This is a genomic window from Colwellia sp. BRX8-5 (assembly GCF_014077325.1).
GTDB lineage: Bacteria > Pseudomonadota > Gammaproteobacteria > Enterobacterales > Alteromonadaceae > Colwellia_A.
The window spans coordinates 237,970-264,138 of sequence record NZ_JACGVR010000002.1; the positions used below are offsets into that span (position 1 = coordinate 237,970).

The 26,169-nt window shown below is 39.4% G+C and carries 22 protein-coding genes; 18 read left to right on the forward strand and 4 right to left on the reverse strand.

Translation table 11 applies throughout. From position 1 onward, the window contains the following. The first annotated feature begins 48 nt into the window (after positions 1 to 48). From H4J62_RS02595 to H4J62_RS02615, 5 genes are all read left to right on the forward strand, one after another. On the forward strand, positions 49 to 1,122 hold the full coding sequence (locus tag H4J62_RS02595) for a glycosyltransferase family 9 protein (protein ID WP_070375411.1): 1,074 nt from the start codon (positions 49 to 51) through the stop codon (positions 1,120 to 1,122). Between the two features lie 232 nt (positions 1,123 to 1,354). Continuing rightward, complete coding sequence (locus tag H4J62_RS02600; protein WP_182214552.1) at positions 1,355 to 3,448, forward strand: TonB-dependent siderophore receptor; 2,094 nt, start codon at positions 1,355 to 1,357, stop codon at positions 3,446 to 3,448. A 72-nt stretch (positions 3,449 to 3,520) separates the two neighbouring features. Next, positions 3,521 to 4,111, forward strand: a complete 591-nt coding sequence (locus H4J62_RS02605) for a PepSY-associated TM helix domain-containing protein (RefSeq protein ID WP_070377110.1) — start codon at positions 3,521 to 3,523, stop codon at positions 4,109 to 4,111. Between the two features lie 53 nt (positions 4,112 to 4,164). Further along, positions 4,165 to 4,683 (forward strand): DUF2271 domain-containing protein, encoded by a 519-nt coding sequence (locus H4J62_RS02610; RefSeq protein WP_182214554.1) that lies wholly within the window; start codon positions 4,165 to 4,167, stop codon positions 4,681 to 4,683. Between the two features lie 52 nt (positions 4,684 to 4,735). Then, the gene (locus tag H4J62_RS02615) at positions 4,736 to 5,542 is read left to right on the forward strand and encodes a DUF4198 domain-containing protein (protein WP_182214556.1); all 807 of its coding nucleotides are present in this window, start codon (positions 4,736 to 4,738) and stop codon (positions 5,540 to 5,542) included. A gap of 1 nt (position 5,543) precedes the next feature. On the opposite strand, the gene waaA is transcribed toward H4J62_RS02615, so the two are convergent. Next, on the reverse strand, positions 5,544 to 6,836 hold the full coding sequence (gene waaA / locus H4J62_RS02620) for a lipid IV(A) 3-deoxy-D-manno-octulosonic acid transferase (protein ID WP_182214557.1): 1,293 nt from the start codon (positions 6,834 to 6,836) through the stop codon (positions 5,544 to 5,546). A gap of 173 nt (positions 6,837 to 7,009) precedes the next feature. On the opposite strand from waaA, the gene H4J62_RS02625 reads away from it, so the two are divergent. Beyond that, positions 7,010 to 7,792, forward strand: a complete 783-nt coding sequence (locus H4J62_RS02625; protein ID WP_182214559.1) for a serine aminopeptidase domain-containing protein — start codon at positions 7,010 to 7,012, stop codon at positions 7,790 to 7,792. 14 nt (positions 7,793 to 7,806) lie between these two features. Here H4J62_RS02625 and H4J62_RS02630 read toward each other — a convergent pair whose 3' ends face one another. Next, positions 7,807 to 8,238, reverse strand: coding sequence for an Lrp/AsnC family transcriptional regulator (locus tag H4J62_RS02630; RefSeq protein ID WP_404842490.1), 432 nt, complete (start codon positions 8,236 to 8,238; stop codon positions 7,807 to 7,809). Between the two features lie 175 nt (positions 8,239 to 8,413). On the opposite strand from H4J62_RS02630, the gene H4J62_RS02635 reads away from it, so the two are divergent. The 8 genes from H4J62_RS02635 to recG all read left to right on the forward strand — a co-directional run bounded on the left by H4J62_RS02635 (position 8,414) and on the right by recG (position 17,632). Continuing rightward, on the forward strand, positions 8,414 to 9,625 hold the full coding sequence (locus H4J62_RS02635; protein ID WP_182214561.1) for a glycine C-acetyltransferase: 1,212 nt from the start codon (positions 8,414 to 8,416) through the stop codon (positions 9,623 to 9,625). A 22-nt stretch (positions 9,626 to 9,647) separates the two neighbouring features. After that, positions 9,648 to 10,676, forward strand: a complete 1,029-nt coding sequence (gene tdh, locus H4J62_RS02640; RefSeq protein WP_070375404.1) for an L-threonine 3-dehydrogenase — start codon at positions 9,648 to 9,650, stop codon at positions 10,674 to 10,676. Positions 10,677 to 10,851: 175 nt separating this feature from the next. Continuing rightward, entirely contained in the window at positions 10,852 to 11,478 is a 627-nt protein-coding gene (gmk, locus tag H4J62_RS02645; protein WP_182214562.1) for a guanylate kinase, read from the forward strand. A gap of 104 nt (positions 11,479 to 11,582) precedes the next feature. Continuing rightward, a complete protein-coding gene (gene rpoZ, locus H4J62_RS02650; RefSeq protein ID WP_070375402.1) occupies positions 11,583 to 11,867 on the forward strand; it encodes a DNA-directed RNA polymerase subunit omega in 285 nt (94 codons plus the stop codon). A gap of 170 nt (positions 11,868 to 12,037) precedes the next feature. After that, positions 12,038 to 14,155 carry a bifunctional GTP diphosphokinase/guanosine-3',5'-bis pyrophosphate 3'-pyrophosphohydrolase gene (spoT, locus tag H4J62_RS02655; RefSeq protein WP_070375401.1) on the forward strand — a complete coding sequence of 706 codons (2,118 nt, stop codon included), beginning with the start codon at positions 12,038 to 12,040 and terminating at the stop codon, positions 14,153 to 14,155. 38 nt (positions 14,156 to 14,193) lie between these two features. Next, on the forward strand, positions 14,194 to 14,583 hold the full coding sequence (locus H4J62_RS02660) for a RidA family protein (protein ID WP_070375400.1): 390 nt from the start codon (positions 14,194 to 14,196) through the stop codon (positions 14,581 to 14,583). A gap of 164 nt (positions 14,584 to 14,747) precedes the next feature. Continuing rightward, on the forward strand, positions 14,748 to 15,455 hold the full coding sequence (gene trmH, locus H4J62_RS02665; protein ID WP_182214564.1) for a tRNA (guanosine(18)-2'-O)-methyltransferase TrmH: 708 nt from the start codon (positions 14,748 to 14,750) through the stop codon (positions 15,453 to 15,455). 86 nt (positions 15,456 to 15,541) lie between these two features. After that, positions 15,542 to 17,632 (forward strand): ATP-dependent DNA helicase RecG, encoded by a 2,091-nt coding sequence (recG, locus tag H4J62_RS02670; protein ID WP_182214574.1) that lies wholly within the window; start codon positions 15,542 to 15,544, stop codon positions 17,630 to 17,632. Between the two features lie 49 nt (positions 17,633 to 17,681). On the opposite strand, the gene H4J62_RS02675 is transcribed toward recG, so the two are convergent. Together H4J62_RS02675 and H4J62_RS02680 are read right to left on the reverse strand one after the other, a co-directional pair. Further along, positions 17,682 to 20,303 (reverse strand): immune inhibitor A domain-containing protein, encoded by a 2,622-nt coding sequence (locus H4J62_RS02675; protein WP_182214579.1) that lies wholly within the window; start codon positions 20,301 to 20,303, stop codon positions 17,682 to 17,684. A gap of 21 nt (positions 20,304 to 20,324) precedes the next feature. After that, positions 20,325 to 20,600 (reverse strand): hypothetical protein, encoded by a 276-nt coding sequence (locus H4J62_RS02680; RefSeq protein WP_182214581.1) that lies wholly within the window; start codon positions 20,598 to 20,600, stop codon positions 20,325 to 20,327. 173 nt (positions 20,601 to 20,773) lie between these two features. Between H4J62_RS02680 and ubiE the strand changes: the two genes are divergently transcribed. The 4 genes from ubiE to H4J62_RS20280 all read left to right on the forward strand — a co-directional run bounded on the left by ubiE (position 20,774) and on the right by H4J62_RS20280 (position 25,343). Then, positions 20,774 to 21,565 (forward strand): bifunctional demethylmenaquinone methyltransferase/2-methoxy-6-polyprenyl-1,4-benzoquinol methylase UbiE, encoded by a 792-nt coding sequence (gene ubiE / locus H4J62_RS02685; protein ID WP_182214583.1) that lies wholly within the window; start codon positions 20,774 to 20,776, stop codon positions 21,563 to 21,565. 2 nt (positions 21,566 to 21,567) lie between these two features. Then, positions 21,568 to 22,206 carry an SCP2 domain-containing protein gene (locus tag H4J62_RS02690; RefSeq protein WP_182214585.1) on the forward strand — a complete coding sequence of 213 codons (639 nt, stop codon included), beginning with the start codon at positions 21,568 to 21,570 and terminating at the stop codon, positions 22,204 to 22,206. A gap of 15 nt (positions 22,207 to 22,221) precedes the next feature. Next, positions 22,222 to 23,787, forward strand: a complete 1,566-nt coding sequence (gene ubiB / locus H4J62_RS02695; RefSeq protein WP_182231312.1) for a ubiquinone biosynthesis regulatory protein kinase UbiB — start codon at positions 22,222 to 22,224, stop codon at positions 23,785 to 23,787. A 917-nt stretch (positions 23,788 to 24,704) separates the two neighbouring features. After that, positions 24,705 to 25,343: a PEP-CTERM sorting domain-containing protein gene (locus H4J62_RS20280; protein ID WP_259364640.1), complete on the forward strand. Its 639-nt coding sequence runs from the start codon at positions 24,705 to 24,707 to the stop codon at positions 25,341 to 25,343. Positions 25,344 to 26,169 lie beyond the last annotated feature (826 nt).

The following is a 26,169-nucleotide window of genomic DNA, read 5'->3' on the forward strand; positions in this document are numbered from 1 at the left end:
ATAGACTCAATTCAAATACTTTATATGCTCTATTGTGGTGATTCCTTTATGCTGGGTCAATTAACAGCGCCAAAAAATTTATGTTTATTACGCTTATCTGCTATCGGAGACGTTTGTCACGCCGTAGCTATGGTGCAACAAATTCAACGTTTTTATCCTCAAACAAAAATTACTTGGGTGATAGGCAAAGTAGAGGCGAACTTATTAAAAGGATTGCCACAGGTAAAATTTGTCATATTTGATAAGAAAGCAGGCTTAAAAGGCTATCGGGATTTACGTGCAGAGTTAGCCGGTCAAAAATTTGATGTGCTATTACATATGCAAGTAGCCTTGCGTGCCAGTTTAGCGAGTTGCTGTATTAAAGCAAAAATAAAAATAGGTTTCGACCGTAAACGAGCTAAAGAAGGCCAGTGGCTTTTCACTAATCATCAGATAGCGCCACAACATCAACCACATGTACTTGATGGTTTTATTGGTTTTGCAGAAGCTATCGGTGTTCCCAGCGAAAGTCCTAGCTGGCAAATGCCCATTGGTGACGAAAACGAACTTTGGGCAAGTGAGCGGCTATCGTTAGCATCTGATAAACCTATTGCGGTTATTTCGCCCGCGGCAAGTAAAGCTGAGAGAAATTGGCATGCCGAAGGTTATGCAAAAATAGCCGATTATTTAACAGGGTTAGGTTTTCAAGTGGTTATTTGTGGCGGACCGACCACATTAGAAACATTACTAGCCACTGAGATTATCAGTTTAAGCCAATCCAATCTTGTTAACCTTGTTGGCCAAACCAATTTGAAACAGCTACTTGGTGTGCTTAAAATAGCTCATTTGGTGATAGCTCCTGACACTGGGCCAGCGCACATGGCAGTCACTGTTGGCACACCCGTTATTGGCTTGTACGCGCACAGTAATCCTTGCCGTACCGGGCCATATTTATATCAAAACTATGTAGTAAGTTGCTACCAACATACTGCCCAAGAACAATATAGACAACCTATTGAACAGCTACCTTGGGGGATTCGCGCCAAAGGTAGTGATTTAATGAATGGTATTACTTTCAGCCAAGTTAAAGAAAAACTGCACCTACTTCTTGATGAACACTACCCTGAGTTTCTCCTTAAATAATAGTGACGGTTAAACTGCCTCACATCAGCTATAAATTCAAAACAAGGTCTTGCATTATTTTAGCGAGACCAGGGATCCTTGCGCCACATTTAGCTTAACAAGCTACAACAACCGAATAACAGTTATCGGGAAAAAGACAATAAAGTAAATTTACTTGTTGCAAATGATAATCACTATCATTAGTATTCGCACCAAGTAAATTTATCTCTCAATTTTTCTCTTAGGAATAACAATGAAGTATTCACCTGTCTGCTTAGCAATTTTCGTTGGCTTAACGCCTTTTTCATCAAGTGCCAATGAAAGCGCTACCAATAATAGCTCTGTTGAAGTTATTGAAGTTAAAGGTAGTTATTTTAATAACTATAAAGTTGACCAAGCACATGGCGCAATGCGGACCAATGTTTCTTTATTAGAAACTTCTCAGTCGGTCACCGTTATTCCCAACTCGGTAATAGCAGAACAACTAGCGACAACATTAGGCGAAGTATTAACCAATGACGCAAGTTTAACTGCCGGCTCTAAACAACGTAATCGTGAAGTATTCAATCTACGCGGCTTTGAACTAAGTTCTTCCAATGGCTACCTTAGAGATGGCCACCAGCATTGGTCACACTACCAACAACCTATCGAAATCTTAGAAAATATCGAAGTGATTAAAGGTCCTTCAAGTATTTTATATGGTCAATCAGGGCCTGGTGGATTAGTGAATATGGTGACAAAAAAGCCAACAGCTAAAACATTATTTACGCTAGGTGTTGATGTTGACCAAGAAGGTTCAAGCCGATTATCGTTAGATGCTGGTGGCTCGTTAACTGATGATGGGTCATTACGTTACAGAGGTGTACTGGTTAAACAAGATGCTAAATATCAGCATGAGTACCAAAACAATGAACAACGTCAGCGCGATCGTTTTCTAGGTGCGTTAGTCATTGACTATGATATTTCAGACGATGCCATAGTACGCCTTCATTATGACCGAACGGACGATGAAGCAGGGTTAGATACAGGTTCTTGGTTAGATGAAAAAGGCGATGTTATTGGTCATGATAAAACCATTCGTGATATGTCTTGGGCATTTACTGACATTACCGTTGAAAACATCGGTGTTGATATCAACTATGCATTAAATAATCAGTGGCAAGTTGCACTCGGCTACAATGAACAAAGCTTTAAACGCCAACGATTTGAATCGTCTCCTAAAAAACCCACAACTTTTTTAGAGGGTGATAGCTATACCTCTAATCCCTACGACCGTTTTGATGACTGGCAGTTTAAAACTGCTTTTATCGATTTTACTGGAGAATTTACCCTCGCCGGTCTCGATCATCAATTATTAATTGGCGCTAATTCTTTAGACTATTACTACGGACAACGTAAAGTAAATGGCGAGTCAATTGACTACTCCAGCGACCAAGAAGAGCCAGCACGACCTGATATCAGCTACACAACTGACGATTCACTTTACACCAGTGCCTATGATTACTATGGCATTTATTTACAAGACTTAATCACCTTAAATGATCAATGGCAAATATCGGTCGGAGGACGTTACGACAAGCAAAGTAAAGAAGGCGCGAACAATGAGTCGTTCTTGCCTAAAGCTGGGCTTTTATTTCATCCTGATGCCCAAACCACTTTCTACGCGAGTTATTCAGAAGGGTTTGAACCCCAGAGCAGCGAAACACTCGAAAACGATCGAGATATTAATCATGGCATGAAGCTCGAGGCCATGACATCTAAACAACTTGAAATCGGCTCTAAGTGGCAATTATTTGATGAACGTTTATTAGTAACGACCGCTATTTTTGATATTACCAAAACAGGCAAGTTAATCACTGAAACAATCAACGGCGATCCTAATTTTGATACGCAAACTGAACAGGCAGGTGAGCAGCGTCACAAAGGTTTCGAAGTTGCTGCACAAGGCGCAATAAACGATAAGCTCTTTGTTATGGCATCGTTAATGAACTTAGCCGCAAAATACGACAAAGATGAAAATTATCAAGGAAAAACCCCTGTTGATGCTCCCGAGTGGTCAGCATCAATTTGGTCTCGTTATGAATTAACGGACCAACTTGCTCTTAATGCGGGTGCATTTTATCAAGGTGAACGTTTTGCCGATAGCGATAACACTATATCCAAAGATGCTTATACCCGTATCGATGTTGGAGCAACCTATAAGACCACAATAAGTGGCCAAGGTGTTGATTTCCGCTTCAACATACAAAACTTGCTCGATACTGATTACCTTGCTGGTGGTGGTATATCTAGCGTTACCGCAGGCGACGGAATTAGCTACCGATTAGCCGCACAGATATCATTCTAAATTGACTAAAAATAATGGGTAACAAATAGTTATTTGTTGCTCATTAATAAATTAAAGACCCTGACACCTGCTATGCAAATAAATAAAAGTACTTTAAGTTTTTCTCGTCTGATTCATGTCTATGTGTCGATGGCATTGTTGAGCTTACTGCTCTTTTTTTCAGTAACCGGCATTACCCTCAATCATCCTGAATGGTTTCGTGACAGCAAAGCTGACGTTGTAGAAAGAGCATTAATGATTGATTTGTCTATGATTAAAAATCCGCCGTTAACACCACTACAAATTGTTAATGTTTCGACAGCTATTGAGCAAAAATTGTCGGTATCGTTAAACAACACGATCCTCGAAAGTAGCCAAGACGAGTTGTTTTTCAGTATAAAACGAGCAGGAAAAAATACCGCTATTACCCTCGATTTAGTCAGTGGAGAGTTGTTTTTTGAAGAAACTGACTACGGTTGGTGGGCGCTAATGAACGATTTACATAAGGGAAGAAATACCAGTGTTTTTTGGGGGTGGATTATTGATATAACCAGTTTACTTTGCATCCTATTTGCCCTAAGTGGCTTTATTTTAGCCATGCCACAAAGACGATTTAATCGTACCTTAACGGTAAGTTTAACCGTGACTGTCGCCATGATTTCTACCGCTATCTGGTGGATTTAAATCAATTAGCATGAACAACGCTCTCTACTTGAGTGAGCACAAAAGGAACTTATATGAAGATAAACAAAATCGGGTTATCACTTATTTTATTAAGCTTGATAAATTTTAATGCCGTTGCCAATCCGAGCAACTCAGCGCCAGCACAATTAGAGCTTGAACTGACTTTAAAGCAGCAACTCGGCGAGTATCATCCGCCCTATGTTGCGAGCTGGATTGAAAACTCACAAGGAAAACCAGTACGTACCTTATTACTTTGGCGAGAAAAAACGAAATGGTTAAAGGACATTCGACGATGGTGGCGTAAGGTCGGTAAAAAAGATGCTGACTTTGTTGATGGTATAACTTCTGCGACTCGCGCAGCAGGCAAATATCCTCTGACTTTCTTGGCCGAAGATGATCAGAAAAAGTCACTAATAAAAGGACAATATACTTTATTTATTGAAGTAGTCAGAGAAAACGGTGGACGAGCCATTTTGCGCCAACCATTTGTATTAAACAACATAAAATCAACATTTACTTTAGCGGCAAGCCATGAAACTGATGAAATAAAATTCACTGTGCTACCGAAATAAACGTATTCATCCCCTTAACTCAAAAACGTAAACACTAGACTTGGAATATAAAATGACTTTAAAAAAAATAATCGCGTTCACCTTAACCTGTGCCATTAGTACACAAGCTTTCGCTCATTCTCGCTGGGTTTTACCAAGCCACTTTAATTTGTCTGCTGAACAAGGCGAATGGATCATGGTTGATATAACTGCATCAAATGAAACCTTTAATGTTGATAAAGCTATGGGGGCAGATTTAGTGAGAATTATTACCCCTAATGGCAAGCCATCAAGAGCGTCGTCAAGCTATAAAGGCCATAGAAAAAGTGTCATTGATTACTTCTTAAAAGATCCTGGGACCTATAAAATCACCAATAACAGTGAGGCTAGCTTTATCACCTCTTATACTATCGACGGCGACCATAAAAGACTATCAGCTAATAAGACAGAACTAGCCGGCAAATTACCGGCCGAAGCTACAGCGATCAAAACCACTTATCGTTATGCAAGAATAGAGAGTTATGTCACTTTAAATGCACCGAGTGATAACTTTAAAACCGAAGGTAAATTATTAGAATTGCTACCGGTTACTCATCCATCAGATATTGCTGAAAATGAAAAGGTGACTTTCAAATTTTTATTTAATGGTAAGGCACAAAAAGATGTTGCCGTAGAAATTACCGCCGACGGCGCACGTTACCGCAATAACCCGCAAACATTAACTTTGCTCTCAAATGAAAAAGGTGAAATCACCTTCACGCCAAACGCTGCAGGTCGATATTTATTAGTTGCTGAGCACAAAGAAGACACACCAAACTCTCCTTTGGCGGACCAGCAAATGGGCAGTATCTTTTTAACATTTGAAGCACAACTTAATTAAACTAAAGTAACGTCAATAATTGTTTTACACTTCGGGCACTAGCTCCTTGGTTTTGTGTTACAACGCGGTAAGCATTTTCTCCCAATGTTTGCTGCGTTTTTTCTGATAACAAAATATCAGCAATGATTTTACTTAGCTCATCAGTCATCTTCGCACTGTCTTGGTCAGTGAGCTGAACAATGCCTTTTTCAGCAACGAGTTGCTGCATAACCTCAACAAAATTACTCATATTAGGGCCAACGACAATCGGTTTTTTAAATAGCGCAGGTTCAAGGGGATTATGCCCACCGATATCCGAAAAACTGCCCCCCATAGTTACAACGCTAGCTAAAGCACACGTCGGTAACAGCTCCCCTAAACTATCGAGTAACCAAACTTGTTTATCACGAGTTACTTTTTCTTGAGTGCTGCGACGGGCAATATTATAACCTTGCGCTACACATAATGATGCGACATCATTAAAGCGCTCTGGATGGCGCGGTACAATAATGAGTAGTAATTGTGGCAAGCTTTTTAGTAATTCAGCAAACGCATTTAACGCAAGACTTTCATCCCCTTTATGAGTACTAGCAACAACCCAGATTAATCGTTCGGTGACCACAAATTCAGCCAGCTCTTGCTGCTTATCTTTTATTGTTTGATTAACACTGATGTCAAACTTCACATTTCCAGAAACCTTGCAGCGAGCAGCATCGGCACCTAAGGCTAAAAAGTGCTCATAGTTCACTTGGCTTTGACATAACACTTTATCAAAACGGTTAATTGTCGGTGTGATTAACCAAGCTAGCTTGCGATAATTGTTCATCGATTTTTGTGATAAGCGGCCATTAATCAATAACAATTTTATTCCTTGATCTGCACTTTGCGCGATTAAGTTTGGCCACAACTCAGTTTCCATAAAAACCATCGCCTGTGGTTTCAATTTATTTAAAAATGCTGCCACACAAAAGGTACTATCTAGGGGTAAATAACAATGTTGAACACGTTCCCCAAACAATTTTTTAACTTGCTCTGAACCCGTGGGAGTAAAAGTAGTGACAGTGACAACACGATGAGGTTTTGTTTCTAGCAGTTGGCTGATAAAACTCTTTAGAGCAATAACTTCACCGACACTCGCCGCATGAACGATAATGCCACCCGCTTTAAATTCTCGAGGTAAAAAACCCAAACGTTCGCTGATTCGTTGTCGATAAGCTTTTTGTTTTACTGAGCGAAACTGAAGTAACAACCAAACGATCGGGAGTAAGCAAAGAAAAACAAGTCGATATAACATTAAAGATAATTGATAACGCACAGAAAAAACTCTTTAGTTGTTGATAAACGCAGTATAGCGACTTAAGCAAACAATAAAAATACCCAAAGCCGATGGAGTTTGTTATCGTCGTGATATTAAAGGAACTAAAATAGTAGTGCAGGAAAATGAGCAAATTTCATTTCATCAAGAACATATTCAACCATGGGTTCGCCATGGTCAGCATTATACTACTAGCGCCTTTATTATCCGCACAAGAATATGAAGAACCAACATATAATCAAGTAGATGTTAGCCAAGTAAAGAAAAAAGATACACCGCAAAAAGTAAAGTTTCTCGCTGACGACGATTTTGTCTTATCGGCTAATTATTATCTCGGAGACGCGCTTGGTGGCGGCGTATTATTACTCCATGACTGCTCCCACAGTAGCGAAAGCTATAATGTACTGGGTGAATTACTAGCCGAGCAAGGTATTAATGCACTAGCCATTGACTTTAGAGGCTATGGCGCAAGCGAATCTGAAGGTTTTTCTCACCAAACGATAAAACACCAAGTAAAAGATATTGTTAGCTACCAAGCTGAAGTTGCCATGCTGACCTCGTATTGGGAAAAAGATGTTCTGGCGGCTTATAATTATTTGCGCAGTAAAATTGGCGAGCAACAACCTATCTCACTGGTTGCCAGCGGTTGCTCAGTCAATGAAGCGGTACGCTTAGCAGAAAAAATTCGCATTAATAGCTTTGTTATACTTTCGCCTATTATGGATCATATGGAAAAAGAGCATTATAAAAACTTAATTGATATTCCTGCTTATTTCGTCAGTTCAGCGCATCATGCAGATAGTTTTTTAACCGCCCAAGAGCTATTTTCATGGAATGGCGACCGTCACTCTACCAGCCAAATTTTTCAAGGCGTTGACCAAGGGCATAACTTATTACGCCGCAATAAGTACCTAGCAATCAACCTGACTTCATGGCTAAACACCACTTTGAACTGATCAGTAAATACGCTTTATTTTTCAAAAACAGTATCTAGGATAATAGAAGAGTTTGTCCGTTCGACACCTTCTAACGAACAAACTATATTAAGAATTTCATTTAACTTTTTTAATGTTTGTGCCTGAATGGTCGCTAACAAATCATATTGACCGCTAATAGAGTAGATATGACTAATATTGTGTATTTTTCTTAACGCGATACAAATATTTCGCCTAAGATTAGGATTTACTTTTAGTGATACATTTGCCGAAATTAACTGATTACTATATTCACTACCTAAAACAATACTGTAGGCTTTTATTACACCACTATTTTCTAACTTAGTTAGACGATTTTGTATCGCTGTGCGAGATACGCCAGTCGCTCTAGCAATGTCAGAAACACTTGCTCGGGCGTTGCATCGTAAAATAGCGAGTAGCTCTTCATCTTTTTCTGTAATCATCATTTATACCCATCAACCATTAATAAAACCAATTAGACACTAACAATAGTCATTTTGATAGTGTCACATGTCAATTTAACTAATCAAATAACCATAAAATTAACTAGTGTCACTTTTTTCAATCTTCGTCTAGGATAATAATACTATTATTATCCAAACCTATTAATAAGGAATTGTTGTGAACGACTCTTCAAACAACGCAAGTTTTTATGCACATTTAAATGATCAAATTGAGCAAGTTAAAGAAGACGGTTTATATAAAGCCGAACGTGTTATTACCACAGCACAACAACCGAACATTGCCGTAGCTAGTGGTGAAGCGGTAGTCAACTTTTGTGCTAACAATTACTTAGGTTTGGCCAATCATCCTGAGCTTATCGCCGCAGCAAAAGCAGGCTTAGACGAGCATGGTTTTGGTATGGCATCGGTACGCTTTATTTGTGGTACCCAAGATATTCACAAAACACTAGAAGCAAAATTAAGTCACTTTTTAGGCATGGAAGATACTATCCTTTATTCTTCATGTTTTGATGCTAATGCCGGATTATTTGAAACCTTATTGGGCGCCGAAGATGCGATTATCAGTGACTCATTAAACCATGCTTCAATTATTGATGGTGTGCGTTTATGTAAAGCAAAACGTTACCGTTACGCTAACAATGACGCCAGCGATTTAGAGCAACAACTCATTGCAGCTGATGCCGCTGGTGCACGTTTTAAATTAATTGCTACCGATGGCGTATTTTCGATGGACGGCGTTATCGCTAACTTAAAAGCAGTGTGTGATTTAGCTGATAAATATAATGCTTTAGTGATGGTTGATGACTCGCACGCTGTCGGGTTTGTCGGTGAAGAAGGCCGAGGTAGCCACGAATATTGTGATGTGATGGGCCGTGTTGATATTATAACCGGCACACTAGGTAAAGCTATGGGTGGCGCTTCAGGTGGTTACACCTCAGGTAAAAAAGAAACGATTGAATGGTTACGTCAACGTTCACGTCCTTACTTATTTTCTAATTCGTTAGCACCCGCTATTGTTAATGCGTCAATTACCGTGATTGATTTATTAGCCGAGGGTGGCAAATTACGTAAAACATTAAAAGACAATGCTCGTTACTTTCGCACAAATATGGAAGCTGCTGGTTTTACCTGTGCGGGCGCTGACCACGCGATTATCCCAGTGATGTTAGGCGACGCAAAAGTAGCCAGTGAAATGGCGAGCCGCTTATTAGCGGAAGGTATCTACGTGATTGGCTTTTCATTCCCAGTAGTCCCTAAAGGGCAAGCACGTATTCGAACTCAAATCTCAGCCGCTCATACCCAAGAGCAACTTGATAAAGCCATTTCTGCCTTTATTCGTATTGGCAAAGCAATGAACATTATTGGTTAAGGTTAGGATTAAAGGAAATACCATGAAAGCATTAGCAAAGTTAAAAGCCGAACCCGGCATTTGGATGACTGAGAGTGAAAAACCACAACTTGGTCATAATGATTTATTAATTAAAATTAAAAAAACCGCTATTTGTGGCACCGACATTCATATTTACAACTGGGACGAATGGGCACAAAAAACCATTCCCGTTCCTATGGTAGTCGGGCATGAGTATGCGGGCGAAGTGGTCGGTATTGGTCAAGAAGTCAAAGGCTTTGCTTTAGGTGACCGGGTGTCTGGCGAAGGACATATTACCTGTGGTCATTGCCGAAATTGTCGCGGTGGTCGTACACATTTATGCCGAAATACTGTCGGTGTCGGTGTTAACCGAGAAGGCTCATTTGCTGAATATTTAGTGATCCCTGCTTATAATGCGTTTAAATTACCCGATGAAATATCTGACGATTTAGCTGCGATATTCGACCCTTTTGGCAATGCTGTTCATACGGCTTTGTCTTTTGACTTGGTCGGTGAAGATGTACTTATTACTGGCGCAGGTCCTATTGGCATTATGGCAGCAGCCGTCGCTAAACATGTCGGTGCGCGCCATGTTGTTATTACTGACATTAATGAATATCGCTTAGATTTGGCCCGAAAAATGGGCGCCACTCGAGCGGTTAATGTCAGTAAAGAAAGTTTAACTGATGTGATGACCGAACTAGGGATGACTGAAGGCTTTGACGTTGGCATGGAAATGTCGGGCGTACCTATGGCCTTTAAAGCTATGTTAGAAAACATGAATAACGGCGGAAAAATCGCTATGCTCGGTATTCCTGGTCAAGATATGGCCATTGATTGGAGCCAAGTTATTTTTAAAGGCTTAACAATTAAAGGTATTTACGGTCGTGAAATGTTTGAGACTTGGTACAAAATGGCGAGCTTAATTCAGTCAGGTTTAGACTTATCACCGATTATTACTCATCATTTTGATATTGATGATTTTCAAAAAGGCTTTGATACCATGCGTTCAGGCCTTTCTGGTAAAGTTATCTTAAACTGGGAAAGTTAAACCTTTTGGTTTAATCAACTGACCTGTTAATGAAAATATAAAGCCAGCTGAAAAGCTGGCTTTTTTATTAACAATGCTGCTCTTGCTATCGGTAAGCAAGTTTAGAGATGAAATACCCCATCAATTCGTTATAATAAACATTATTTATTTTTCACCTCTTTTATAAGGCAATATTGTGACAACTCCCGGTAATTTATTTATTCTTTCCGCACCTAGCGGCGCAGGAAAATCTAGTTTAATTAAAGCCTTATTATCTCAAGAGTCGGCCAGACCGATGCAAGTGTCGGTTTCTCACACCACACGAGCACCTCGTCCAGGTGAAAATAACGCTGAACATTACCATTTTATTAATGCTGAGCAATTTCAAAAGCAGATTAAACAAAATGAGTTTTATGAGTATGCTGAAGTTTTTGGTAACTATTATGGCACCTCAGCATCTGCGATAGATAAACAACTTGCACAAGGTATTGATGTTTTTCTTGATATCGACTGGCAAGGCGCCAAGCAAGTACGGATAAAACAACCCAGTGTCACCACAATTTTTATTAGTCCGCCTTCAAAAGCAGAACTTGAAGACCGTTTGAAAAAGCGCGGACAAGATAGCGATGCCACCATTAAATCTCGTATGGCACAAGCAAAAGCAGAATGCTCACACTACACTGAGTTTGACTACATTATTGTTAATAACGACTTTACTCAGGCGCTGAGCGACTTAACCACCATCGTTAATAACCAACGCCTAAAATGTCAGCAGCAAGCGATAACGCATCAGTTAATGTTCGATGAATTATTAAAAGACTAATATTTCACTGTATTTTCACCTAGTATAGGTATATACCTTGCTTAATCGCCTGTAGCTCAGTAAACTACGGCACTATTTTATAAATTTTAAGTTGGAGTGACCAAATGGCTCGCGTAACTGTTGAAGGTGCTGTAGAAAAAGTAGGCAATCGTTTTGACTTGGTGTTAATCGCATCACGTCGTGCTCGTCAAATTGCCACAGGTGGTAAAGATCCTTTAGTTGACCCTGAAAATGACAAGCCTACCGTTATAGCTTTACGTGAAATTGAAGCCGGTTTAATCACTACTGAAGTAATGAACAATAGCGACCGTCATGAACAAGTTCAGCAAGACTCTGCAGAACTTGCTGCTGTTGCAGCCATTGTTGGTGGCGCTCAGCCACAGCTATAAAATCTTTTGTCGCCTTATAGCGACGAGATATAAACTAAACGCGTAATCATTGTTAATGATACGCGTTTTTTATTGTCAGTATTTAACGAATAACGTATTGTGTTATGCTGACTCAAAGCTTTGACTGGCGGTAATAAGACCGTTCAGCTTAATCATCAAGGATTCAATGCGTGTACCTTTTTGAACCATTAAAAGAACTTGTTTCAAGCTATCTTTCTAAAGTACAAATTGACTTATTAAAGCAAGCTTACCTTGTTGCGCGTGAAGCGCATGAAGGACAAATGCGTTCAAGCGGTGAGCCTTATATTACTCATCCGGTAGCCGTTGCTTTAAACCTAGCAAAAATGCACCTTGACCATGAAACCTTAATGGCGGCATTGCTCCATGATGTTATTGAGGATACTCCGGTAACTAAAGACGAATTAGCCGAATTATTTGGCTATACCGTTGCTGAATTAGTTGAAGGTGTCAGTAAGCTTGATAAATTAAAGTTTGACAACAAAGAAGAGATGCAAGCGGAAAACTTCCGTAAAATGATACTTGCAATGGTGCAAGACATACGCGTAATTCTGATTAAACTTGCCGACCGCACACACAACATGCGCACGCTCGAATCTTTACGTCCAGATAAACGTCGACGTATTGCCCGTGAAACATTAGAAATTTACGCCCCCATTGCTAACCGTTTGGGTATTCACGATATTAAAAGTGAATTAGAAGTTTTAGGTTTTGAAGCCCTTTACCCGATGCGCGCACGTGCGTTAAAGTCAGCGGTAAAAAAAGCCCGTGGTAATCGCAAAGAAATTATTAATAACATTCAAGAAGAAATTGCGGCTCGTCTTAAAGAAAGTGGGATTGAAGCGCAAGTTATTGGCCGAGAAAAGCACCTTTATTCTATCTATCGTAAAATGCTCAATAAAGAATTAATGTTCAATGAAGTCATGGACATTTACGCTTTTCGTGTCATCGTAGAGAATAAGATCGATAATTGTTACCGAACACTTGGCGCTGTGCATAACTTATTTAAACCAATTGAAAGCCGCTTTAAAGATTATATCGCTATTCCCAAAACAAATGGTTATCAATCGCTGCATACTTCATTGATTGGTCCACATGGCATCCCTGTTGAAATTCAGATTCGTACACAAGATATGGATCAAATGGCAGACAAAGGAGTAGCCGCTCACTGGTTGTACAAACAAGACGGCGATAAGAGTGGCACCACAGCTCAAATGAAAGCTCGTCGTTGGATGCAAAGTTTATTAGAATTACAACAAAGTGCTGGTAGTTCATTTGAATTTATTGAGAACGTAAAGTCAGACTTATTTCCTGAAGAAATTTATGTCTTTACCCCAGACGGACGTATTATTGAATTGCCGATGGGCGCAACTGCTGTCGATTTTGCTTATGCTGTTCACACTGATGTTGGTAATTCATGTGTCGGGGTTAAGGTCGATCGTAAACCTTATCCACTAAGTCGAGCTATTGATTCAGGGCAAACCATTGAAGTTATAACTTCTTCTGCCGCTCGACCGAATGCCACTTGGTTAAACTTTGTTGTTACTGCTAAAGCACGCTTACAAATTCGTACTTATTTACGTTCACAAGAGCAAACAGAATCTTATGGTTTAGGACGACGTTTATTAAGTCATGCCTTAGGTAAAGTCCATATCGAAGACATTGACCAAGCAAAAATTGATCAGGTTGTTAAAGAGACCGGTAATACCAGTCTTGATGGCCTACTCGTCAATATTGGCTTAGGTAATGCGTTAAGCATAGGTATTGCTAGACGATTAACCGATGAATTTACTATAGATAGTGCAGAAAGTGGCTTCGCCGATCCAAACAGTAAAACCAAAATGCCAATCAAAGGCAGCGAAGGTATGTTGGTCAGTTACGGAAAATGTTGCCGTCCTATTCCAGGAGACGCTATATTAGCTTACTTGAGTCCTGGTAAAGGTTTAATGGTGCATCAACAAGGTTGTCGTAACATTAAAAACCATGAACAAGGTAGCTTATTTCCAGTAAAATGGGACAGTGATATTAACCGAGACTTCATTGCAAAATTACGTATTGAAATAATGAATCATCAAGGTGCACTCGCCGCATTGACCAATGTTATTGCTAAGTGTGAATCCAATGTTCATGCGCTAAATTCTGGTGAAAAAGACTCGGGACTATATGCGATTGACATGGAGATAACCTGTCGTGACCGCGTTCATTTAGCCGATATTATTCGAAAAATAAAAGTGATGATTGATGTTCAGCGTGTTGTGCGCAATAAGTAGTCAATCGTCTTTAACAAAATTACCATGTAGGAATTACTATGAAAACAATTATCAGTACAGATAACGCACCCAGTGCAATCGGCACATACAGCCAAGCGGTAAAAGTTAATAATACCGTTTACCTTTCAGGTCAGATCCCTCTTATTCCAGAGACGATGACTGTTGTTTCTGAAGACTTTACCGAGCAAACTAATCAGGTATTTAAGAACTTAGTTGCGGTATGTGAAGCCGCAGGCGGTAATATTAACGATATGGTGAAGGTAAACATTTTCATGATGGATCTCGCCAACTTTGCAACAGTAAACGAAGTAATGAGCCAATATTTTCAACAACCCTACCCAGCACGCGCTGCGGTACAAGTTTCTCGTTTACCCAAAGACGTATTAATTGAAATAGATGGCGTGATGGAATTACCTAACGTCGGCTAATTTTCGCTGTTAACTGTAAAGTATATTTTCCCTCCTTAAATTTAATGGTTGCACCTAACCGTTAAATTTAAGAGCAAATCGTCGAAAATATGTAAACAATCTCGTATACAGATTTGTTTAGCGATTTTTAGACGATGAACCATAAAGTGTAGATGTGAAGTGTAATGACTCCTGAAAGATTAAAAAGAATAAACGCAATGCTCGATAAACGCCAACCAGATTTAACTGTTTGTATGGAAGGTGTTCATAAGTCACATAACCTTGCCGCGGTTGTTCGCACCGCCGATGCTGTTGGCGTTAGTGATGTACATGCCATCTGGAAAAGTGATGAAATGGAAGTACGTGGCGGCAGTGCTGCGGGTAGTCAAAACTGGATTGATGTGCACAACTACACGACAACTAAAGATGCTATTGATGAATTAAAAAAGCAAGGCATGCAAATTTTAGTGACCAACCTTTCTGATAGCGCTGTAGATTTTCGTGAGATCGATTACACCAAACCAACGGCTATTATTTTAGGCCAAGAAAAGTTTGGTGCTTCAGATATTGCACTTGCAATGGCCGATCAAGATATTGTTATTCCTATGGTTGGCATGGTGCAATCGTTAAACGTTTCTGTCGCCTCTTCTGTGGTTTTGTATGAAGCGCAACGTCAGCGTCAATTAGCTGGAATGTATGACGCTGCTCGAATTGATGATAATCGCCGTCAGCGTTTCTTATTTGAAGGTGGTCATCCTATTTTTGCCGAGGCATGCAAACGTAAGGGCTTACCTTATCCTGTGATTGATGAAGAGGGACAAATCATTGCCTCTGAATCATGGTGGGAACAGATGCAAATGACTCAAGCAGCTTGGAAAGCATTAGATAATTAATCGACAGCATTGCTGAAATTTTATAGCTAAGCCCTTAAATATGCCGTTTAGGTGATTTGACTATATGATAAAAGGACAATAACTTAGTGTCAAAAGGGCTAGCCAAACTCGCACAAATAGCCATCACCAGCTTAAAAGGTGTTGGTCCAAGCATGGCAGAAAAACTTGAAAAAGTTGGCTTGCGCTCACTACAAGATTTACTTTTTCATTTACCCAATCGTTATGAAGACCGGACTCGTGTTACCGCAATACGAGACTGTTTCCCTGGCGTTTTCACTAATATTATTGGTGAAATCACCGGTAGCCAAATCATTAATGGCAAGGGACGTATGTTACTGGTTACCGTTCAAGATGCTTCAGGAACCGTAAACTTACGTTTTTTTCGCTTTAGCGCTGCACAAAAAAATAGCTTAGCATTGGGGCTGAACATTCGCTGTTATGGTGAAATTAAACGTGGCGCTCGTGGTTTTGAAATAATTCATCCTGAGTATAAATCCCTTGATGAAGACCAAGCTTTAACCGAGGTAGAAGAAACACTAACCCCTGTTTACCCAACGACTGAAGGCTTACGACAAATAACTTTACGTAACTTAACCGAGCAAGCGTTAATTAGATTAGAACGAGGCCAAGTTGAAGAGTTATTACCTGAGGAGTTTAATTTGCAAAATTATTCTCTCGCGCAAGCTTTGGCGCTTATTCATCGTCCGCCCCCTGAAACTTCAGTAATACAGTTGGAAGAGGGTAAGCATCCAGCACAGTTACGATTAATAAAAGAAGAATTATTGGCGCATAATTTAAGTATGCTGAAATTACGCCAGTCTAGTGATGCTCATCGTTCAATATCTTTAATCGATGATAAAGTACTCAGTGATAAGTTTTTAGCCTCATTACCTTTTTCACCCACCAATGCTCAAGTAAGAGTGGTACAAGAAATTCGTCAGGACCTGATGAAAACTCAGCCAATGATGCGCTTAGTACAAGGTGATGTGGGTTCAGGAAAAACCTTAGTTGCGGCACTTGCGGCACTCACTGCTATCAGTAAAGGCTTTCAGGTTGCCTTAATGGCGCCAACAGAAATATTAGCAGAACAACATGCCCTTAATTTTAAAAACTGGTTTGAACCGCTTGATATCAGCGTCGGCTGGCTAGCTGGAAAAACGAAGGCAAAAGCAAGACGTAGCGCACTAGAGCATATCGAAAATGGTAGTATGCAGATGATTGTCGGTACCCATGCTTTATTTCAAGATAAAGTTATCTTTCATAATTTAACACTGATTATTATTGATGAACAACATCGCTTTGGTGTACATCAGCGTTTATCACTGCGCGAGAAAGGCGCTTTTGAGGGTAATTATCCGCATCAATTGATTATGACAGCAACTCCGATCCCTCGCACTTTAGCCATGACTGCCTATGCCGATTTAGACACCTCTATTATTGATGAACTTCCCCCAGGAAGAACCCCGATAAATACCATCGCCTTACCTGACACACGCCGTGAAGATGTAGTTGAACGCATTCGAAAAGGCTGCGTAGAAGACAATCGACAAGCTTATTGGGTGTGTACATTAATTGAAGAGTCTGAAGTATTACAATGCCAAGCAGCAGAAGATACGGCGGTGTATTTACAAGAGCAGCTAACAGAATTAAAAATTGGTTTGATACACGGAAGAATGAAAGCCGCTGAAAAACAGTCAGTAATGGAAACGTTTAAAAAAGGCGAACTAGACTTATTGGTGGCGACAACCGTTATTGAGGTCGGTGTTGATGTGCCCAATTCGAGCTTAATGGTCATTGAAAACCCTGAACGGTTAGGCTTGGCGCAACTCCATCAGCTACGTGGTCGTGTAGGAAGAGGTACAGTCGCTTCACATTGTGTCTTAATGTATAAAAGCCCACTCTCTAAAACCGCAACCAAACGCTTAGCGGTATTACGTGAAAGTAATGACGGCTTTGTTATCGCACAAAAAGACTTAGAAATACGAGGTCCAGGTGAATTTTTAGGTACCAAGCAAACGGGTCTCGCCGATCTAAAAATAGCAGACTTGCTCAGAGATGCGCATTTAATTCCAGAAGTACAGCAACATGCTTATCTTATTTGGAAAAAACACCCACAAAATGCCCAAGCGATTATTCAGCGTTGGATGGGCGATCGCGAATACTTTACCAATGCTTAAGCTGCTTTATATAGAAATAAAACAACTAAGCAAAAACGAAAAGCCTAAATTACTTTCTTATTATTCTCAATAAACACAAGCTCAACAATAAACCAAAGCTTATTGCTCCTCCACCTGAGGTTTTCACTTTTGCTGGTGGTATAACAACAACAGCAGGTGCTTTACTAACCGTGATGCTCTTGGTCGTTTTAACGCTAAGGCCTGTGCTATCCATTACCGTTAATTCAACACTATAGGTACCAGCCTGAGTAAAAGTGTGACTAGGGTTTTGTATGTTACTGGTACTATTATCATCAAAATTCCAAGCATAATTATATTGTGAATCGCCCCCTACTGGCATTGAAGTAAAGGTCACCACTAAATCATTAGCTGAATGAGAAAATGAAACGCTTAAATCGGACGCTTCCGAGGAGCTTGAAAGTGTTACGGTTGCCGAAGTACTATCAGAGCTTTGCAAGTCGACCTTCATGCTAAAGTCGAGTTTGGGTAGGATAACACCAGACTCAGGTTGACTTGGCGAAGAGTAATCATTGGAATCGCTAAAAAAACTCTTTGCAACATTATGCACATCACCGTTAAAAGGTTGTTGGTCGTATAAACTAAATGCAGCGTCGTGTATCTGATATGCCGAATTTCTGTTACTGCCATTAGACGCTTTTACTAAGTTTTGATCCGCATCAACCACACCGATAAATAACTGGCCAGCATGCTCGTCTACCTTATTATCAGCAATATTTTCATTACGATACCAAAGTAAAACGCCCGCATCATAGCCGATATTTTTTAAGCGACTATCAACACTGGTATGACTGCGTAATTGAACATAATAGTAATGGGGTAAACCGGCAATTTTATCAGCTAAACGGCTAAACCCGGAAAGTGTAGCTTGATTTTCTTCTTCGCCATCGATAGCAAAGATCTCACTCGCACCATTGAATACTTTTATTTCATCTGCGACAAAGCCATAACCACCTTCCGCTTGATCGGTAACATAATTAATTTTAATGACAACACTTTGTCCAGCAAAACTAGCAAGATCAAAGGTTAAATCAGTCCATTTTAAATCACCTTCTGCATTGGCAATATCGGCTGAATTTCCGCTGATATATTCACCTATGCTTGGGTAATATGGATTACTATTTTGGCTGTGATTTCCCTTAATTACGGTGTCGTTTACTAATACCTGCAGGTAATCATAGTCTTGTTCTATTTCCCAGCGTGCCTTCATCGACAATGTCGGGGTACCTGCTGGCAAGTCGACTGAGAACGACATACTGTTTTCCAACATATCACCCTTATCAGAATAAAATTGATATTCTCCCGCGTAAGCTGCTGGAAAATCTAATACAGATGGCGGTAAGTTCACCTTAATCTGGTTAACCGCAGTATGATCAACGGTACTAACCAAGGAGATACTCTCATTGTTTAATGTCGCAAAATCAACTTGCCGTTGAGTTATCCAGTTGCCTTGATAACGCTCCTGTAGATAATCACGGGCCAGAGGACTAAAAGCAGACGGGCGAGTTCCTGCTGGAGAACCCAGCCAAGTACCAGAAGCCATAACTGACCACTCTGAAACAGGCGCCCCAATATCACTACTATCGATATCATATTCGTCAAGTAAACCTAAATCATGACCAAATTCATGGACAACAACGCCGGGAGCCGCATCAATCGGATTAATAGTATAACCAAACGCTTTTATATCAGAACCGGGGATAGTAGCTGGTTGATCACCCGTATCATTGAGCACAAAACTTCGATGTGACCAAATAGCATCTTCGGCTAAATTGCCACCACCGGCTTCCTCACCGATACTCGCATGGAAAAGCATAATATGATCAATAATACCGTCAGGTTCATTAACATTTCCGTCTCCGTCAAAATCAAATAAATCAGTTTTGTCGTAAGGGGATAAATCTAAGCCATTAGCAACAAGTTGTGTAACTGCTTCAACAACAAGCGCCTTAACATTTTGATCATTTTCGGTTTCTTCGTCGTTGCTACCATAATAACTGGCATTATTTTCTGCAGTCACCCACCCCTTAACTTGGCCGGTAAAAAAGAATTTCTGACCAGACTCATGTTGATAATATTGATAAGCCGATTCAATATTTTGTCCTGATGGACCATCAAATCCACTCGCAGAAAATAAAAGCTCATTATAATGAGCAGGCGAATAATTCGCATAAAACATATCGGTATCATTCGCTGATAAACCATTATCGTTATGCTTTAAATCATTAAAATCGATCAGTATCGCTAAAACATTAACCGTGGTTTCAACGTCAGCATCTGCCGTTTCTTGTAATAAATAATGGGCTATTTGCGTTTTTTTCAACTGACTATTGAAGCCCATCTTTTTACGGCGTTCTCCACTACTAAAACGTTCAGCGGCTACCACTTTTTTTGATAAGGCCTGAGGCAAAACTTTAGGTTGAAATGATTTTTTTATCAGATAGTTAGACAGTGCTTGTTTTTTTTGTTGGTCAGTGGCGTTTATTGACAATTCGCCTCTTTTTTCTAACCAATAGAGAATACGCTCTTTGTTAATAACACCAGCATCTGCTGGTGCACTTTTTGAAAAACGTTTTATATCATCAATATTTTCTGCTCGTAAAGGCAGCTGACTTATCAAGACCAACAAAGCTAATAGATAGGGTATCTTCATGAGTTTTCCTTGTGTAACTTTTTATTTAGCACAGTTTTTCAAAGCCGCGTTTTTTTTACGAATATAGTTATTAACTGCAAGCTCTATTTCTTCATTAGATAATGAGCCATCAATTTTACCATTGGCAATTAACCGCTCTTTTAACTTTTGCGTGTTCTTAAGTGGTGGTATCGTTGACTGACGACAAACAATTTTTTTTATAATAACTTGTTCGCTGCTATTTTTAGCGGTTAGTGGTGCTGATGTTTGCTGACACCCCAGTAATAAAGTCATCACGACCCCTAAATAAAATTTCATAACATCGCCGTATATAACAATAATAATAACCATAATACAGCATATTAATTAGTGGATAAAGTTTAACCAGCACAGTCCATTTAATAAAAAACACCACCACTTGATTTCAAGTGTTAATAATTGCTAAAAAATACGGTAAACTGTCAGTAATTTTAGTGATAAGTGAATGTTAGATGGCCGCTCAACAAGATAATCATCAAGAAAATGAATCAAATTCTTCAAGTGACAACACCACACATTTTGGCTTTCAAACGGTAGATAAAAACGAGAAAGAGTCAAAGGTTGCCAGTGTATTTCACTCTGTCGCCGCGCAATATGATGTGATGAATGACCTAATGTCTTTTGGTATTCATCGCCTTTGGAAACGCTTCACCATAGATGCTAGTGGCGTACGTCCGGGTAACAAAGTACTAGATTTAGCAGGTGGTACTGGCGATTTAACCGCAAAATTTTCACAGCTAGTTGGTCGTGACGGCAAGGTTATTCTTGCTGATATTAATAGCTCTATGCTCAATGTTGGTCGAGATAAGTTACGTGACAAAGGTTTAGTACAAAATATTGAATACGTACAAGCCAATGCACAATACTTACCCTTTGAAGACAATACCTTTGATATTGTCACCATAGCTTTTGGTTTACGTAACGTTACGGACAAAGATATGGCGCTAAGGTCTATTTACCGTGTATTAAAACCCGGTGGTCGTTTATTGGTGCTAGAATTTTCAAAACCAGAACATCAGTTAATCAGTAAGGCTTACGACTTTTATTCTTTTAATATTCTTCCTAAAATGGGCGAATTAGTGGCTAAAGATGGTGATAGCTATCAATATTTAGCCGAGTCTATTCGCATGCACCCTGATCAAGAAACATTAAAAGAAATGATGGATTCGGCGGGTTTTGAACAGACAAGTTTCAAAAACCTTACCGGTGGTGTTGTTGCTCTGCACAAAGGGTATAAATTTTAATCGTGACAAACTTCAGTAGTCAGTTAATGTTTCAACAAACGCTTTGTTCAACCGTAGAGTTTGCCTTTAATCAAGCACTCGCAATCAATGTTAAGGGTGCCAGTGTTTTGCAGACCTTAGAAGAAAAAACATTGACCATTTTATTAACTGAGTTAGGTTTTCCACTAAGTTTCTCTATTAATAACAACAAAGTGTTAGTGACTGGCTTAACTGAACGTAGCGACTGTACAATAAATACGAGTATAAAAACCTTACGTGAACTAAAGAAAGAGCAACAAATTACGGAGTTAATCAAACAAGAGAAACTCGATGTTCAAGGTGACATTAAAGTTGCTCAACAGTTTGCTAATATTGCCCAATCATTAGAAATCGATTGGCAAAGCGAAATTGCTCAGCATATTGGTGATATTCCTACTTATAAGTTGTCGCAGTTAGGTAAGCGCTGGGCGAAAAAAATTAATTTTGCCACACAACAGATACAAGCAGACGCCAGCGAATGGCTAGTGCATGAAAAACGCTTAGTGGTCACAGCCAGTCAACTCGGTAGTTTTAGTGAACAGGTTACTGAAATAACTAAGCAAACAAATACAGTAGCGGAACGTATTCAGCGACTTGCTGAAAAAATAACTCCCTCAACTTAATTCTCAAGGAACATTGTGAGCAGTTTACGACTTTATCGCATCATTAAAACATTTCTTCAATTTGGTCTTGATGAACTGATCCCAAGCCATATGATACCTTGGTATGCAAAATTCATTCGCTTTACATTATTCTGGTTACGTAATAAACACCAAGATAAGCCTTCAGCCTTGCGACTTCGCCTAGCGATTGAATCTTTAGGTCCGGTGTTTGTAAAGTTTGGCCAGATGTTGTCAACCCGTCGTGACTTACTTCCTGAAGATTTTGCCAACGAACTGGCATTGCTGCAAGATCAAGTACCTGCTTTTGATGGTGAATTAGCCAAAGCTATTGTTTTAGAAGCTATAGGTGAAGAAACATTTAATCAGCATTTTAGTGATTTTAATAGTAAACCTCTTGCTTCGGCGTCAATTGCCCAAGTGCATACAGCCACCTTGCTGCAAGACGGACAACCTTTTGAAGTAGTCCTTAAAGTTTTACGCCCCAACATTACTGAGACAATTTTAGCTGACGTAAAAGTCATGTCGCTATTTGCGGGTGTTGTCGCTAAATTTTTACCTGATGGTAAACGACTACGCCCAAAAGAGGTCGTTAATGAATACCGAAAAACGATTGTTGACGAACTAGATCTCAACCGTGAAGCCGCGAATGCAACCTTATTAAAACACAATTTTTCCCAGGGTAATGCCAGCGATAGCGTATTATATGTACCCAAAGTTTATAGTGATTTTAGCCATGAAAACGTGATGGTTATGGAACGTATTTATGGTATTGGCGTTGGAGAGATAGCGACACTTCAAGGGCTTGGCGTAGACATGAAATTACTTGCTGAACGTGGGGTTGAAGTGTTTTTTACCCAAGTATTTCGTGACAGCTTTTTTCATGCTGATATGCATCCAGGCAATGTTTTTGTCGATGCAACAAACCCTGCTGATCCAACATGGATAGCGATAGATTGTGGTATCTGTGGTACGTTAAACCGTGAAGATAAACGCTACTTGGCCGAAAATTTTGTCGCGTTTTTTAATAGAGATTATCGGAAAGTTGCCGAGCTTCATGTCGACTCTGGCTGGGTACCAAGCGAGACCAGTGTTGATGAGTTTGAATTTGCTATTCGCACTGTTTGCGAACCAATATTCAACAAACCCTTATCAGAAATATCTTTTGGGCAAGTGCTGGTAAGCCTTTTTAACACCGCCAGACGATTCAATATGGAAGTACAACCACAATTGGTTTTATTACAGAAAACCTTACTCTATATCGAAGGCTTAGGCCGACAACTATACCCACAACTCGACTTATGGCAAACCGCTAAACCTTTCTTAGAGAATTGGGTAAAACAGCAAATGGGTGTTAAAGCCGTATTTAAAAAGATAAAAGAGAATCTGCCTTTTTGGAATGAAAAACTGCCTGAAATGCCAGACCTGCTTTATGATTATTTAAAAACGACCCAAGTAACCCGTCAAAAGCAAATGAACTTATTCACTGAATTAAAAACGCAGCAACACAAAAATCATAAAGTTATTATTGGTACTTTGCTTTTTAGTACCTTATGTATTTGTGCAGCCATTATATTTCACTAATACCTGCTTCAACTGTCTGAGTAGATATCAGTAATGAGGTTATCTAACATTAATCTAAGCTGAGATAATTACTTCAGGAGATATCCGTTTGAGGACTAAATCTAAGTTGACGTTATCGGCTTGAGACGAAATAAATTTTTTGAGACGACAAACATTATTATTTTGTGCCTATTTGAGGTCTTAACTACTAGTGTTCTAAAGGCCGCTAACCGACAATATAATTGCTAACATAACTACCTTTAACGACGACTAATGCCAAAACCTACCTGTTTTGGCCTTAATTAACCCTAAAAACAGTCCTTTTTACCACCATTGCTGCCAGTCAATTTGAATTATTAACGATCACTCTGTGCGCTTAGCGGAAGCTACAACATCGTTATAGCTAAGGTACGCTTTAAACCTCAAAGCCGACAGTGTAATTCAATTTTTGGATGTTAACAGTGAAAGCTAAAGCACCATTAGTACGCCTAAATTAAATTTTACCACTTGTTTTATGCTAATTAATTGGTATGAAAATAGACGCTTTATTATTTGAAATCAAGATTTTGGGCTTGTAGTAATACCAACGAATGACATATCAAGCTAACTGATTGAAAGTCAGCTGCTAGGTGGAAGCAATGTGAGATTTTAACTGGCTTGTCTCGTTGTTGATGTGACGAATGATAATTAGCAATAATGAACTTTAGTTAACTAGATAACTGAAATGGCTGTTTTAGGAGGTTTGAACTTGATAATTTATCTGTAGTTTTTTGTGTCAGACTCTTTTACAGTCAAGGTATGTCGCGAGGCTTTATTTTATTTATCCAATTGAAATAATTAGATATTAATTAATTGGTGTGATTTATGCATAGATATGTGTAAGTGATGTCGTTTCACTTTTAGGATTTTTTCCAAAACTGTTTAAAAGGAATATCAATATGAAAAATAAATCTTTAAGTAGCTTCATTGCTGGCGGAATAGTCGCGGTTAGCTGTTTAGTTACTGTCGCAAATGCAGGAATCATTTCGGATTATTCAAAACTCGTGGCAGACAATGATTGGAATGTTGTGTATCAGGGCGGCTATGGAAGTTCTTTTGATTATGCAGGCGTATTAGGAAGCATAGCACCTGGGAGCACGGTTGCGTTGGCTTCTTCTAGTTTTTCAAGCAGTCTGACTTACGACTTATTTGCATTTACTTCTACTACAGTTCTTAATACAATCACGTCTCAAAACACTACACTATTTGCTGATGACGCATATTGGTACAGAAATTCGTCATCTCTCGGGTTCGCAGACACGTCGTCGATATCACAGAATTCAGCGGACACAGTGTGTCGCTCTGATTCCGCATGTGGTGACTTGAGGATTTCGTGGCATGCCGGAAACAACGGAGACAGTGTGAATGGAGGTTGGCGTTCAGGCCTGAACACAAATTTAAACAGTAATAACGTTTGGCAGCGGTACGTGTTAGTTCGTAATAACAATCAAGTTGACGTTCCCGAACCATCAACACTAGCTATTTTTGCATTAGGAATTATTGGTTTAGCATCACGTCGATTTAAGAAACAATCTTAAGCCAGTTTTTTAAAACTTGATTCTAGAAAACATCAATTGTCATGATTGGTGTTTTTTTTGTTTCTGGTGATTGGTAAACCAAGTTATTTCATCATAAAACCATCACCATAGGATCCTTTATTATGCCATATGAACAGAGACTTCTGACGATTGCCACTAAAGCATTAGCACTATTTGAGCCTAATTCTTGATTTTAACCACAAGATAATCACTGTCGAGTGTCTGCAATGGTGGCTAAGCGGACTATTTATGGTGATTAATTCACGACTAAATTAGGTCGGGTTTGTGGCATTAGTTAGCGTTAATAGGTGAAGTACCAAAGGCAGCAATGAACTTGAAGTGGACGTTGTAATTTATGCGTTACTCGCTTTCACAAAGCGCGTAAGTTATTTTTACAAACCCGTAAAATAATGAATAGGAAAACTACCAACAATAAATTATATCTGTTGAGCTATTTTAATTTTAGATGACCTTATTGTATGTCTAACATTTCAACTTATATTCTGACCAATGCAAAGTATTACCTAACAAAACGACACTGCCAGAAACAATCAAGATTGCTGTACTCAAAATACCCGTCATAATGATACATTCCGCTATACCGCCATTGTCACAATCTCCTAGCTCCCCCATTTGAGTGGATTTTAAGGTTAGTTTTTTTGTCACCATATCGCAGTCATAATAGTAAGGCTGGTCAGGTGAAGAAGAAGGAACGAATGCACATGAACTGACGGAAATACAAATAAAACAACTCAACAGCACTTTCTTTAAACTCATCAACTGCGATATCCATATAATTAATTTTTCATTAAAAGTTTGACCAATA